At 47.8% G+C, this 13,499-nt stretch carries 11 protein-coding genes; 5 read left to right on the top strand and 6 right to left on the bottom strand.

What is annotated here, in order from left to right:
* Window positions 1-141 precede the first annotated feature (141 nt).
* From PQQ36_RS04400 to PQQ36_RS04390, 3 genes are all read right to left on the bottom strand, one after another.
* Complete coding sequence (locus tag PQQ36_RS04400; protein WP_152665834.1) at window positions 142-636, bottom strand: hypothetical protein; 495 nt, start codon at window positions 634-636, stop codon at window positions 142-144.
* Window position 637: 1 nt separating this feature from the next.
* The gene (locus PQQ36_RS04395; RefSeq protein WP_047111037.1) at window positions 638-1,093 is read right to left on the bottom strand and encodes a hypothetical protein; all 456 of its coding nucleotides are present in this window, start codon (window positions 1,091-1,093) and stop codon (window positions 638-640) included.
* 238 nt (window positions 1,094-1,331) lie between these two features.
* Window positions 1,332-2,210 (bottom strand): DMT family transporter, encoded by an 879-nt coding sequence (locus PQQ36_RS04390; protein WP_409374490.1) that lies wholly within the window; start codon window positions 2,208-2,210, stop codon window positions 1,332-1,334.
* A 216-nt stretch (window positions 2,211-2,426) separates the two neighbouring features.
* On the opposite strand from PQQ36_RS04390, the gene PQQ36_RS04385 reads away from it, so the two are divergent.
* A complete protein-coding gene (locus PQQ36_RS04385; RefSeq protein ID WP_047111035.1) occupies window positions 2,427-3,356 on the top strand; it encodes a sugar kinase in 930 nt (309 codons plus the stop codon).
* A gap of 12 nt (window positions 3,357-3,368) precedes the next feature.
* Window positions 3,369-3,992 (top strand): bifunctional 4-hydroxy-2-oxoglutarate aldolase/2-dehydro-3-deoxy-phosphogluconate aldolase, encoded by a 624-nt coding sequence (locus tag PQQ36_RS04380; RefSeq protein ID WP_015728297.1) that lies wholly within the window; start codon window positions 3,369-3,371, stop codon window positions 3,990-3,992.
* A gap of 228 nt (window positions 3,993-4,220) precedes the next feature.
* Here PQQ36_RS04380 and PQQ36_RS04375 read toward each other — a convergent pair whose 3' ends face one another.
* From PQQ36_RS04375 to PQQ36_RS04365, 3 genes are all read right to left on the bottom strand, one after another.
* On the bottom strand, window positions 4,221-4,688 hold the full coding sequence (locus tag PQQ36_RS04375; RefSeq protein ID WP_015728294.1) for a discoidin domain-containing protein: 468 nt from the start codon (window positions 4,686-4,688) through the stop codon (window positions 4,221-4,223).
* Between the two features lie 14 nt (window positions 4,689-4,702).
* Window positions 4,703-6,403, bottom strand: coding sequence for an exopolygalacturonate lyase (locus PQQ36_RS04370; protein ID WP_072615717.1), 1,701 nt, complete (start codon window positions 6,401-6,403; stop codon window positions 4,703-4,705).
* A 159-nt stretch (window positions 6,404-6,562) separates the two neighbouring features.
* Window positions 6,563-8,293, bottom strand: coding sequence for a sodium:solute symporter family transporter (locus PQQ36_RS04365; RefSeq protein ID WP_045597259.1), 1,731 nt, complete (start codon window positions 8,291-8,293; stop codon window positions 6,563-6,565).
* Window positions 8,294-8,421: 128 nt separating this feature from the next.
* On the opposite strand from PQQ36_RS04365, the gene PQQ36_RS04360 reads away from it, so the two are divergent.
* The 3 genes from PQQ36_RS04360 (at window position 8,422) to PQQ36_RS04350 (ending at window position 13,457) form a co-directional block, all read left to right on the top strand.
* Window positions 8,422-9,150 carry an oligogalacturonate-specific porin KdgM family protein gene (locus PQQ36_RS04360; protein WP_040111048.1) on the top strand — a complete coding sequence of 243 codons (729 nt, stop codon included), beginning with the start codon at window positions 8,422-8,424 and terminating at the stop codon, window positions 9,148-9,150.
* A gap of 15 nt (window positions 9,151-9,165) precedes the next feature.
* The gene (locus tag PQQ36_RS04355; RefSeq protein WP_225470397.1) at window positions 9,166-11,397 is read left to right on the top strand and encodes a right-handed parallel beta-helix repeat-containing protein; all 2,232 of its coding nucleotides are present in this window, start codon (window positions 9,166-9,168) and stop codon (window positions 11,395-11,397) included.
* A 287-nt stretch (window positions 11,398-11,684) separates the two neighbouring features.
* Window positions 11,685-13,457 (top strand): sodium:solute symporter family protein, encoded by a 1,773-nt coding sequence (locus PQQ36_RS04350; protein ID WP_011152606.1) that lies wholly within the window; start codon window positions 11,685-11,687, stop codon window positions 13,455-13,457.
* Window positions 13,458-13,499 lie beyond the last annotated feature (42 nt).

Genomic DNA, 13,499 nt, shown 5'->3' with positions numbered 1-13,499 from the left:
GCGTTGTGAACCAAAGTAAGTGTATAGATCGTCAATTAACTGTGATATATACAAAGTTAATTACTATGAAAAAATAAGACCAGTACTCTCTATTAACTCTAATGAACTTTGATGTCGATATTGAAAAACGTAAATTCATCGCTACAACGACTGTTTATAACGTTCTAAAACTTTATGCATTTCCAAACGATTAGGGGTTGGTTGTTTTTTGATCATGATGTCAATAAAGTCATAAGCATCTAAATCAGTTAAGTGATCAACAATACTTGGATCAGCGTTTTTCTCGAGTAACCAATAAAATTCTTCCAGATCATCTTTAAGGATTGCACCGTGTATCGGCATGCCTTGATCTAATTTTTGATTAATATCGTTACCGTTGTCTAAATATAGCTGAGCAAAGTAATATTTACGTTCTGGACTCAAGCTAAGAAGAGAAGCTACATCGAAGTTTTCACGAAGGTCTTGGTACACATTATCTGAATATCCAAACACATCAAAATAAGCCATACATGTGTCACTACTAAAAAGTTTCATAGGACCGAACATAGCACATCTTAAAAGTGTCTCTTCCCTTGGCCGCGTAATTATCAGTACACTCAAAATCACCAGTACGGCGAAGATAATTTTCTTTGGCATGCTATGTCCATACTCGTTTGCTAATGACTTGATCATAATTAGGCAGAATAAGTGGTTTATTGTTTGCTATACCAGATAACTTCAATATAAATACACGTTGGAATTTTATCGTCAAAGCATCTACTACAAACTGATATATCTCCACTTTTCTGAGATCCTGCGTAGTCGCATGATGAAAAAAGTGAGGACCCAATGAAGTTATTAGCTTCTCTATTATTTTTTTGAATGGCGCTCTTGGATTAAGTGTGGATTTCCATAATCCTTGCACAATCCCAATTGAATATGAGGCATCAATAGCTTCTAAAAGAAGGGCTTGAGCAAAACCTCTCAACTCAACTGTGATAGATGATGCCATGATTTCATTTCTATTCGCTGGAAAAAAACGAATGAGAATTTCTCTTGCTTCTTCTTCATTGAATATGATCTCAGATTCCTGAAAAACCCTTAGTGTGGTCACCGACTTCTCCTTATTCCCTCGTTATCATTCAGCTAACTTTAATTCATCGTATTTCAGGTTTAAATTTTCAAGCAAAATTTTGAGAGACATGAGGAAGTCTTATGAAATTGACAGGTTACATTTTTCCTTCTGCTTCGAATGGCATTTGATTTTGCCGGTGAAGATGGTTTTCTTATAACAGAAGTCTAACTGCCTTCCATCCAGAAGTATGACCATGGTAAGTCTCCTCTTGAACAGCTTAACCCTTACTCACCACTGTGTGTCTTTTGCCCTTAAGCCAATGTTTCCAGCGGATGGGCATCATAGGCACAATGATCAGCAGAATGCCTAAAACGGTGTAACTGTCTGGCACTTCATCAAACCAAATCACCCCAAAGAAGGTGACAAACGCCAAGCCAGAATATTCGGCCAGAGCGATCTGGCTTGCCGGGGCTTGCTGAAATGCCTTCACCACCAAAGCGTGGTAGGCGAGCACAAACAGATTGATCGCCACAATCCATAAAATATGCTCGAGGCGAATCGCGCTCCATTGCCAGTAGGCGAGGGCAAAAGCAAAGGGCAGCGTCATCAAAGTGGTCCAAAAAAGTGTGGAAATCAGCGACTGATCGGCAGGCACTTTGCGGATCAGAATATTGCCCACGCCCATGGATAACGCACTGCCCAATGCCACAATCGCCGCCCAATGAAACTGTTCTGGGCGCAGCACAATCAGCACACCAACAAAGCCCAATAGCGTTGCAACAATTTTCCCAGCGGCAGGGCGTTCCCCCAAAAAGATAAAGGCCAGAGGCAATACCAGCAGTGGGCCAACGTAGAACATGGCATTGGCGGTCGCCAGTGGTAAATGGGTGATCGCTATCATGGCGCACGCGCTGCCGAGTAAGATCAGTTGCGCGCGCCAAAAGGTGATCCAGTCACAGCCCTTTTTCCACTGCGATTTCTCCATACGAAGCCAGAAAGGCAATAGCAGCACAAGGCTGATCGACTGGCGAATAAACACATATTGAAATGTGGGCACTTCGCCATTCAAGATTTTGAGTGACACATCCGAGAGGGAAGCGAGCAAATTGGCCGTCACCAGTAAAAAGATGGCGCGAGAAACGGTTGGGTTGTTCATGATACGAAGTGCTAAAGGCTCGTCTACTGCCAGCATTGTGGCGAGTGTGGTGAATAAGGTCAGTGGCGCGATGCTATCAGAGAGCGGTAGAACTCGAACCTGCCAAAACTGCAGAGTTGGATCTTGCTCACGAATAATTGAACCGTCGTTTTAAAAATATTGTCTCGAGGTTTTATTGCTGTAATAATAGCAGCAATTACGTTAAGGAGACATCCTATGAATCACATCAATCGCGTTGCCATTATTGGCGAATGCATGGTTGAACTGAAAAAGGTCAACGGCGAGCTACAACAAGGTTTTGGTGGGGATACACTCAACACCGCAGTTTACCTTTCTCGTTTGACCCAGCAATCCGGTGTTTCAACCTCTTATGTTACGGGATTAGGACAGGATCCATTTAGCCGAGAAATGCTTGCCGCATGGCAAGACGAAGGTATTAACACGGACATGGTGTACCTTTCTCAAGACAAATTGCCGGGCATTTATGCCATCGAAACGGCAGACAATGGCGAGCGTAGCTTCTTCTATTGGCGCAACGATTCTGCGGCGAAATACTGGCTGCGTGACCGTGCCATCCTGACGCTGGCGAAAGAGCTGTGTCAGCATCAAATGATTTACCTCAGTGGTATCAGCTTGGCGATACTGTCGCAAGATTGCCGCGAAGCGCTGATCAAACTGCTCGCGCTTTGCCGCAGTGATGGGGTGAAAATCGCGTTTGATAATAACTTCCGCCCTGCGCTGTGGAACAACGTGGCGGACGCGCAAGCGTTCTACCAGCAAATTCTGCAAGTCACCGATATGGCATTTCTCACCTTTGATGATGAGATACTGTTGTGGGGCGATACCCATGAAGATCAAGCGATTGAGCGCACCAAGGGGTTTGGCGTGAGTGAAATCGTCATCAAACGTGGTGGGGATGCGTGTTTTGTTGTTACAGAAGCGGGCCGTCACGCGGTTGCGCCACTCAAAATTGACCATGTTGTCGACACCACCGCCGCGGGAGATTCATTCAGTGCTGGCTATCTTGCAAAGCGTATTTTGGGTGGTGATTGTCAGCAAGCTGCTTTTGCTGGTCACACTGTTGCAGGTCATGTTATTCAACATCGTGGCGCAATTATTCCTCGCGAAGCGATGCCAACTATTTAAGGATTCAAACAAATGAAAGATTTAAATCAACAGCTTGCTGAAATCAAAGTGGTTCCGGTTATCGCCATCAAAGATGCCAACAAAGCGGTAAAATTGGCGCAAGTACTGATTGAAAATGGCCTGCCTTGTGCTGAAGTGACGTTCCGTACTGCGGATGCGGCTTTGGCAATCAAAAACATGCGCGAAGCGTACCCAGAAATGCTGATTGGCGCGGGCACGGTACTGACTTCTGCGCAAGTGGATGAAGCGATTGATGCCGGTGTGGATTTCATCGTCAGCCCAGGTTTCAACCCAACCACAGTGAAATATTGCCAACAGCGCAATGTGACCATTGTTCCGGGAGTGAACAACCCAAGTTTGGTTGAACAAGCGATGGAAATGGGTCTACGTACCCTGAAATTCTTCCCTGCAGAACCTTCGGGTGGCGTGAACATGCTGAAAGCGCTAACGGCGGTTTACCCAGTGAAATTTATGCCTACGGGCGGCGTTAGCCCAAGCAACGTCAAAGATTATCTCGCTATCCCTGCTGTGTTGGCGTGTGGTGGTACTTGGATGGTTCCGGGTGATTTGATTGATAACGAGCAATGGGACGATCTAGCGAAGCTAGTACGCGAAGTTGCGGGCATTATCGCTTAATTCCCCCTGATTTGGCTCCCTTCACTGTCTTCAGAAATCGAAGATATTTGCTTTAGAAATCGAAGATATTTGGCTCTTCTTTGCCACGCCTGCACTGGTTGCAGGCGTTTTTTTTAGGGGGCAATTCGCAGCATATTGGTCATGCCTTTCATCCATAAAACCAAATAGCTGAAGAAATAAAAAGCGCTGAGTGGTTCAGCGCTTTTGGCGTAAGTTTGGCTGGTTGTGCTATTTGTCGAACTGATGTTCGACCTGCTCCTCACTGTTGAACTGGATTTGATGAAAACCGCTCCAGCTCTTTGATACATCGGTACCGTAAGCATTCACGCGGGCGTATCGAGCTTGGGAAGGGGAAAAACGGTAACGCTCCTTTGCTTTTGTTGCGCCACTGGTTGAGGCTGAGAATACTTTTTGCCACTGCATACCGTCTCGTGAGACTTCCAAATCAAAGTGCTGTTTACGCTCATCGCCTTTGAATATTGTTAGGTCAATGTGTTGGAGCGTGGTGAGCTGTTCAAATTCAAACATCAACCAAGAATCGCCCTTGTTTGCCCAACGTGTTTTGTTGGAGCCGTCGAGTACGTGTTCCGGTTTATGTTGTTTATCAAACCCGTTGCTGGAAATAGAGCGAACGGGTTCTTTGGCCATCACCAGTGGTGAGAGAAGTAGGGTGGTAAGAAGAACGAATTTTTGCATTGTTTTGTTTTCCGTTATCGAGTTTGTTTGTAGATTTCATTGGTGTCGTAGGCGTTCTCTTTGCCAGCAAACTCGCCGTGGATGTAGCCACTGCCCGAAAGGTATGGGGCGACTTGCGCTGTTTTGCCTTTGAGTGTGGCATCGAGGGTGAGCAGAGCGAGTGGTTCTATCGCATCAATTGAGGCATTGAGGTAACGCGGATTCGCGAGAAAGTAACCGCGCACAAAACGTTTCTCCACCAGTTTGTCTGCCGCTGCGCGGGCAAACTCAAGGTATTCTGGTTGCTGCGTAATCTGGTAGAGCTCAATGGCGGAAAATAAGGTCATGGGCGATACGCTGCTTAATTGCATGTTGAGCGTGGGTTTGGCCTTGGCATCATTGCCGAGCGAACCCCAACCGTAATGGTGAGTCATGTTGGCAGCCAGTTGCCACAATTCAGGATCGGCCTGTAGGCGATACGCGCGCAAAATGGGTAGCAGATATTCTTCGGTCTTGGGTTTGTGTGCGTTGAATACTCGTCCTTTTGGCCCGTAATAGCCATCTCGAGCCAGTGGGATCCCCTCGATACTGGTACCGTCACTGAAGATGGGTTTGATGGTGCCATTTTCTGGGTTGTAGGCGAGGCGATAAAAGTTGAGCAACGCATCCACAACCTGCTCTCGAATGGCGGCATCGTTTCTTTGTTCGGCCAAATGCAGTTCAATCAGCGCATTATTAAACACAATGGATTTGTCGTTCGACTTAAATAACACATTCCCTTCGCGTGCGATGTCGCCCAGTTCCGGGCCAAATTGTCGGGCTGCGCGATCACCGTATTTTGAATTGGTGTCTTTGTCGGATTGTGGTGGCCACTCGCGTTTTTTGGGAGAAGTGAACTGATAAACCGGTGCGCCCGTTTTGGGGTGCTTGGCCAGTTTGTACTGTGTCATCAGATATTGGCCCCAAGCGGCTGATCCTTGCGCATTTGCTGGTGGTGCCAGCCAATCTAGCTGATAAGCGGCATAGATCAAATCTGATCCCGCATTGATAAATGTGAGCCCTTTGGTTTCAGGCATGATTGGTAGTTTGCTTTGATCCACCAAGGACGCCGGGATTGGTCGATGGAAAACCTTGTCATCGTAGTTTTTGCTGTAACTGCCGTGTCGACCCATATCGAGACTTTGCCAATCTTCAACATGCGCTTGCCAAAACGCTTTGATGTAACGTTCCGTCGCGTGAGAATCAACGTGATAAAGGAAAGGGTAATAAGGGTAGTGGTTTTTCAGTTCATGGACACTGTTTTTGTTCTGCGGCCCTTCGAGTTCAAGGGTGTCGAGATTCACAAAGCGATGCCCACCCCAATAAAACAACCCATTATCGGCGATGAAGTTGTCCATGAAGTAGCGTGTGATACGGACAGCTTCAAGTTGATAGCGTTGATCTTCCGTCACCACTGACATGGCGGTTAACGTGCGCAGAAAGTTTTGCTGATTGGCAAAATTGGAAATGGTGGCCGTGCGACCGTCGGGGTAAATCCATTCTACGGGCTTACGTGTAGTGGTGTTAATGCCATCAGCAAGTAAGGGAGTGGTTTTAATTTGGCTCCTCCCTTCTTGCAAAACATTATCAATGTAGGTTTTAACGGCTTGAACGCGCATTGCATCTTGCTCTGTGTAGTCGGCAGCTGCCCAGGAGGCAAAAGGAATACACAAGGTCAGTAGCACTTTATAGTTCATTATTATGCTCCTTGTTTGTAGGGGTTTCTGGCAAGTAGCATAAAAAGAAAAACATTTATGATTAATTGTTTTTATTAAATTGAAACGATGTTTTTAATTGCGATCACAATTTAGCCAATTTCTTTATTTTGAACAATTTTTCATCGCTATGAATGGCGCTTAACCATTCACACAAGTCACGTTTTTCTGCGACCGCCGCACTATCAAAAGTGCACTAAAGGCGATGACTAAACCACCAGTGGTGAAAAATGGCCATTGGGCATCGGCTTCTAAGAAAAATCCAATCACAATTAATCCTAAACCGGCAACGCCAGTTATTGAGCCCACATAAATGCCTTGAAGGTGATTAATTGGGGCCTGCTCTTTTTCGCGTATTGGTGTGGCGAGCTGCTCTGCAAGGGCAGCTCTTTGCTGCTGAATGCGTTGAGGCTCTTGGCTGAAAAAAACGCGAGTGAGGAGGAAAAATCCACCGGTGAACACAATGTGGGCGATGAGTGTGGCCACCACCGTGAGTTCTTTCACTTCGCGCTCGCTGAGCGGCAGTAAGGTAAACCAACGAAGATCAAACAAGAAAAACATCGTCAATGAAACTAAGCAGCCCACCAGTACCGTTGCCCATCCAGACCAGTTTGGTGTCTTGAGTGTCACGAGTGCCAACAGTGAAGGAATGTTGAGCGGCATTTGAATAAAGGCGGCAAACAAAATCATTATCTCGAACAAGCTATAAGATTCAACCGAGGCGAGCAGCAGAGCCGCCAACGTCGCGACGACGCCAGACATTAAGGTGGCGATTTTGCCCATAATCAGTTGCTCTCTGCCTGACGCATCGGGCTTGATCCAAACTTGATAAAGACTGCGTACAACGATCCCTGCATTGCGGTTGTGAGCCGAAGTGAGGGGCGAGATGGTGGCAGCAACCAAGGCCACCATCACCAAACCGAGTACCCCTTGCGGCATAACGTGTTGGATGAAGTACAAATAAGCACCGTTGTTGGCGCTGTGACCGAGTGCTGGGTAGATCGCGTGTAGATCAACGCCCAGTGAAGCGACGAACCACGCTGGCGCAAACCAAAGCAGTGGAGCAAACAGGAATAGCCCGCCCGCGAGTAACGCGGCTTTTGTGGCATCGTTATCGTTCGCGGTGGTCAAAAATCGATAACTGCTGAGGGTGTGATTATTGCTCATGGTTTGCTGAAGCAGCATGGCCAATGCCCAAGCAACAAAGATGGCAGTGTGGGGCACGCCTTCACCATAGATAGGTTGAAAGGCGTGCCACACAGCAGTGGGTTCAGGAAGGGCAAAAAACGCGGTTAGGCCAATCACAAAGGTAATCGCAATCAGTAGGATCAACTGCATCACGTTGGTGACCGATACCGTCCATGCCCCACCACTGATGGCAATCAGAGTCACTACGATCCCCATGGTTAAAATGGTCGTCGTGACGGGAATGGCAAACAGTGCAGAGAAAAAAGCCGCGAGACCATTCATCCAGATCGCACAAGCCATTAGGGTGATGGGAAAACTCAGCCAAGTGAACACTTGTTCTGAGACGCCGCCAAAGCGAATTCGAATCACCTCCATGGCGGTTTCCACGCGCAAACGGCGATATCGCTTAGCAAAAAAAGCGGCGGCGACAAGAAAACCGAGCGCGTTACCCCAGAAAATAAACATCACGCTGATGCCATCCTCAAAGGCTTTGGCTGCAGCGCCAGTAAAGGTCCAGGCCGAAAATTGCGTCATAAACGCGGTGGCGCCCGCCATCCACCACATCATGGTGCCGCCGCCTTGAATAAAGTCACTCGATGAGCGTGAAAAACGGCGAAATAGCCAAGCGGCGAAACCTATAAAGGCAAGGTAAAAGGTGATGATCAAATTATCTAGTGGGGCCATGCATCTTGCTCACGTTAAAATTAAAACAGCGTTTCAATGATCACAATTTCGCCACGAAACACTTCCCAAATTCTGTTCTGTATATATATTAAAACGAAATTTAATATAAAACAAAACGGTGTTTCAAAATGAAAATTAGATACCTTACCTCTGCACTACTCCTGACGTTAACGTCAACCGCTGCCAGCGCTGCTTCTATCAATATTCGTCATGAATTCCAACCGGACCATGGTGATAAAGCGGGGGCAAAACACGCTGACCGTATCGCGGTGAGCCATCGTTTTAAGAACGGTGTGGGTTTTGAAGTGGAAGCCAAGTGGCGTTCAAACAACGAAACGGGTGAGCACAATCAAGACCCATTCAGCGAGTTTGCTGGCAACGGCCAACAAGCCAATATCAGCTATCTCTACCGCATCAACGAATCGTTTACGCTCACACCGCAATACAAGTGGGAATCTAACGATACCAAGATGGGTAACCAGTTCAATTTAACCTTGGGTTACAAAGTAAATGACGATTGGTCGACTTCATTCCGTCATCGTTACCACTATGAAACGCGTCCAAATGTTGACCAAAGTTCTCATTACAACCGCTGGACATTCGGTGCGAGCTACCGCGGCATCGAAAACTGGGGATTGGGCGCAACGGTGGATTATACCTGGAAGCAAGAAGGTGAGGTGGTCTACAAAGACGACAATGCGGGTGTCAGTGAAGTGAACTTCACGTTTGAATACCAAGGCTTTGACAGCGGTTGGCGTCCTTTTGGCGAGATCGGTGCAACCCCATCGAAGAAAGATACTGACGAAGTCGATAGCTATCGTCCGCGTTTCCGCGTTGGCATGAAATACAACTTCTAAGCAGAGGAACATGGTATGAAAAAGCACACTTTAGCCCTTTGCTTGGCCGCCATTCTTGCACCCGCGAGCTACGCAACAGAGATCAATGTCGCTGACTTAACTTGGAAAGCGATCACGTTTGGTCAGTCGACCGATATGAATTTTGGTTCAACCATCCTGCCTGAGAAAGTCGGCGTTAACCAGGTGACGGTGAACGGTCAAGCTGTCGAGGCGGGTAAGCTGGCTTCTCAATTTACGATTGAAAGCCGCGGCGGAAAACTGGCCAATTCTCATGAAGGATTAACATTCTATTACACAGAGCTCCCTACCGATGTCAATTTCACTTTGAGCGCGGATGTGGTTTTAGAACAGTTAGGGCCAGAAACGGGCGCGACGCCAAACCGCCAAGAAGGCGCAGGCCTGATGGTGCGTGATATTTTGGGCGCTGAGCGTTTGGTCCCTCAGCCAGAAGGGCATGAGGAGTTTCCATCGGCATCGAATATGGTGATGAACTTGTTGCGTTCACACAGCCGCACCAACGATGGCATGACCAATTTTAACGCGTCGTTCCGTGAAGGGGTTTATCAACCTTGGGGGACGGCGGGTAACCGACTAAGCCGTGTCGATTATGCAGAAGGGGTACCTTATGGTACGGCTGAAACTTTTCGCATGACTCTGACACGCACTAATGATGGCTTCAAAGTCAGCTATCGCCAAGGTGACAAAGAGCAGACGCAAGAGGTGAAAGGCGCGAATGCCAATATTGTTGAGATGCAAAATCCAGAAAGTCAGTACATCGGCTTCTTTGCATCGCGTAACGCCAAGATGAGCGTCAGCAATGTTGACCTACAATTGTCGCCAGCGGACACCATTGATGCACCGAAATACCAAGCCAAACAAGAACCTTTGGTTTTCCAATTAGCCTCTTCGGAGCTTTCGGCAACTCAGCGTTACCCTGTTCAAGCCAGAGCCAACTACACAGGCAACATCGAGCTTAAGCACAATGGCAAGGTTGTCGCGAAGCAGCAGGTCAACGCGGGGGATCTCTTCTCTCATACCATCGAGTTGGCGAGCAACAGTAACCAACTTGAGTTGGCGTTTACCGCGCTGGAAGGCCCAACCTTAGATAAGCAACTTCATCGTTACGAGGTAAAACGGGTCAGCTTGCCAAATCCGTTGCAGTTGCATGTCTCGCCAAGCGGTACCGCCTCTGGCAATGGCAGCGCTGAGAAGCCACTCGATTTTCTCACCGCGGTTAACTTACTGCCCGCTGGCGGCACCATCATTCTTCAAGATGGTGATTATCAAGGCATCACTCTGCCCATCACGGCAAGTGGCACCGCCGAACTGCCAAAACAGTTGAAAGCAGCGGGTGACAAGGTGCGTTTTGTGTCGGAATACCAGCACAACGCTAACTACTGGCACTACGAAAACATTGAAGTCGCCGGTGCTCAGTTTTTTGTGCACGGCAGCCATAACCGTTTTGAAAAAATGGTCACGCACAGTGCGCCAGACACCGGTTTTGTTATCACTTCGCCAGAGAACATTGGCCGTGCGTTGTGGGCAAGCTATAACACAGTGATTGATAGCGAGAGCTTCAACAACATGGACCCATCGCAGATCAACGCCGATGGCTTTGCGGCCAAAATGCGGATCGGTGATGGCAATACCTTCATTCGTTGTCTCTCTCATCACAACATCGACGACGGTTGGGATCTGTTCAATAAAGTGGAAGATGGCGCGAACGGCGCGGTGACCATCATCGATTCTATTGCCTTTAACAATGGCCGCACGCTAGCCGTGGCGAACAAGGGTGGCACCATCGGTAACGGTTTCAAACTCGGTGGTGAAGGCATTCCTGTTTCGCACGTGGTGAAAAACAGTCTGTCGTTCAACAACAACATGGATGGTTTCACCGACAACTTCAACCCAGGCTCGCTGGTGCTGAGCAACAACGTGGCGATCGACAACAAACGGTTTAACTACTTGTTCCGCCAAAGCCCTTATGCGGGCGATATCGAGCAGGGCACCTTCACTGAAAACCGTTCGTACCGTTTTCAAGTGAGCAGCCAGTATGACGATGTGATCCACAGCGCCCATGCGTCGGACAACCAGTTTATTGTCGATGGTCGTACGCTGGGTAGCGATGGCAAAGCGATTGATCTTAAGTCGCTGCAACCGCTAAAGCAGGCATCGGTCATTGATGAACAGCAACCGGTACCGGGTCTCAAGGAAGCGTTAGCGCTCAAACAGCTGGTTCAACAGTAACGCTCTTGCAAGGCTCGAGAGAGCCTTGCCTTTTCTAATGACAACGGTCTCAGATTTACCTTTTCACACTTGCTGCTGACACTCTTTCGGTGTTTTTTCGCTCTACTCGGCGTGGTTCGATTTTTGGCCAATACTCAAAGTAATCGGCAATCGTTTTGTAAGTGATCGCAATCACAAACTAGTGAATAAATTTAAAAATGAACCGTTGTTTTGATTTTAATCGCAGTGCGTTTTGTATTTTGATCTTAAAATTCACTTAAATTAAAACATCGTTTCGAGGTCCTATTATGGAATACGATTACTTAGTAATTGCAGGCTACTTTGCTCTGATGGTAGCAATCAGTCTGCTGTTTAAAAAAATGGCAAGTAACAGTACCAGTGATTACTTCCGCGGGGGCGGCAAAATGTTGTGGTGGATGGTAGGTGCCACAGCGTTTATGACACAGTTTTCAGCTTGGACATTTACCGGTGCTGCGGGTAAAGCGTTCAACGACGGTTTCGCGGTATTGGCCGTGTTTATCGGTAACATGGTGGCGTACATCTTTGCTTACTTCTACTTCGCTCGCCGCTTCCGCCAAATGCGCGTGGATACACCAACAGAAGGGGTTAAACGCCGTTTTGGTAATACCAACGAGCAGTTTTTCACTTGGGTGATCATCCCACTGAGTGTGATCAACGCTGGTGTGTGGCTAAACGGTCTGGGCGTGTTTGCTTCTGCCGTATTTAACGCCGACATCGTGACCACCATTTGGGTGACGGGTATTGCAGTACTGGTGATCTCGCTATTGAGTGGGGCATGGGGCGTTGTGGCGTCGGACTTCATTCAAACACTGGTTGTGGCGGTGATCTCTATCGCGTGTGCGGCGGTGGCACTGTATGTGGTCGGTGGTCCGGGTGAAATCGTGGAGAACTTCCCTGGTGGCTTCATCATGGGCCCTGATATGAACTACCCACTGCTTCTTGTGTGTACGTTTATCTTCTTCATCGTTAAGCAGCTACAAAGCATCAACAACATGCAGGAGTCTTACCGTTTCCTAAACGCAAAAGACTCTAAGAACGCAAGCAAAGCGGCAGTCATGGCGCTGGTTATGATGGTGTTCGGTGCCATTATTTGGTTTATCCCACCATGGGCATCGGCGATTCTTTACCCAGATGCTGCCACGCAATACGCCTCTCTAGGCGCGAAAGCGAGCGATGCGGTCTACCTTGTGTTTGCACGCGAAACCATGCCTCTTGGTACCGTTGGTCTACTGATGGCAGGTCTATTCGCCGCGACCATGTCGTCAATGGATTCTGCGCTCAACCGTAACTCAGGCATCTTTGTTCGCAGTTTCTACTCAAACATCGTACGTAAAGGCAAAGCCGACGATAAAGAATTGCTACGCGCTGGTCAGATTGCCTGTCTGGTTAACGGTATCTTAGTTATCTTGATGGCTCAGTTCTTCAACTCACTGAAGCACCTAAGCCTGTTTGACCTAATGATGCAAGTTGCGACACTGCTGCAATCGCCAATTCTAGTGCCTCTGTTCCTTGGTATCGTGATTCGCAGAACGCCAAAATGGGCACCTTGGGCAACGGTTGTTTTCGGTATGTTGGTCTCTTGGTCTGTGGTGAAAATCTTCACTCCAGAATACGTGATGAGCTGGTTTGGCGTGGAAGAAATCACCCGTCGTGAAGCGGGCGAGTTGCGCACCATGATCACCATTGCGGCTCACCTATTCTTCACCGCTGGCTTCTTCTGTCTGACCACCTTGTTCTACAACGAAGCGAAAGACACCAACAAAGCGGCAACGGAAGAGTTCTTTAAAGACGTTGATACAGAATGTGTGGCGGAAGAAGGTCAAGACATCGTAGACCGTATGCAACGTGCAAAATTGGGTACGCTCGTGACTTACATGGCAGGTGGTTTAACGCTGATGGTGTTGATTCCAAACCCACTTTGGGGCCGTCTACTCTTCTTAGCGTGTGCCGCTGCTATCTTTGCTGTGGGCTATGGCTTGAAGAAGAGCGCTAAAGTCGATGAACACTCAACCAAGCTAGCAACCAGCAGTTCACAATAATTATTCAATAAAAATTTGATTTACGCTGCCAGCCAACACTGG

Source organism: Vibrio sp. CCUG 15886, from assembly GCF_028570825.1.
Lineage (GTDB): Bacteria > Pseudomonadota > Gammaproteobacteria > Enterobacterales > Vibrionaceae > Vibrio > Vibrio vulnificus_B.
This window is presented reverse-complemented; position numbering and strand designations above follow the sequence as displayed.

Coding starts and splice junctions, on each gene's coding strand:
- PQQ36_RS04360 (WP_040111048.1), top strand. CDS start 8,422: ATGAAAATTAGATACCTTACCTCTGCACTACTCCTGACGTTAACGTCA.
- PQQ36_RS04380 (WP_015728297.1), top strand. CDS start 3,369: ATGAAAGATTTAAATCAACAGCTTGCTGAAATCAAAGTGGTTCCGGTT.
- PQQ36_RS04355 (WP_225470397.1), top strand. CDS start 9,166: ATGAAAAAGCACACTTTAGCCCTTTGCTTGGCCGCCATTCTTGCACCC.
- PQQ36_RS04400 (WP_152665834.1), bottom strand. CDS start 636: ATGCCAAAGAAAATTATCTTCGCCGTACTGGTGATTTTGAGTGTACTG.
- PQQ36_RS04365 (WP_045597259.1), bottom strand. CDS start 8,293: ATGGCCCCACTAGATAATTTGATCATCACCTTTTACCTTGCCTTTATA.
- PQQ36_RS04375 (WP_015728294.1), bottom strand. CDS start 4,688: ATGCAAAAATTCGTTCTTCTTACCACCCTACTTCTCTCACCACTGGTG.
- PQQ36_RS04350 (WP_011152606.1), top strand. CDS start 11,685: ATGGAATACGATTACTTAGTAATTGCAGGCTACTTTGCTCTGATGGTA.
- PQQ36_RS04390 (WP_409374490.1), bottom strand. CDS start 2,210: ATGAACAACCCAACCGTTTCTCGCGCCATCTTTTTACTGGTGACGGCC.
- PQQ36_RS04370 (WP_072615717.1), bottom strand. CDS start 6,403: ATGAACTATAAAGTGCTACTGACCTTGTGTATTCCTTTTGCCTCCTGG.
- PQQ36_RS04385 (WP_047111035.1), top strand. CDS start 2,427: ATGAATCACATCAATCGCGTTGCCATTATTGGCGAATGCATGGTTGAA.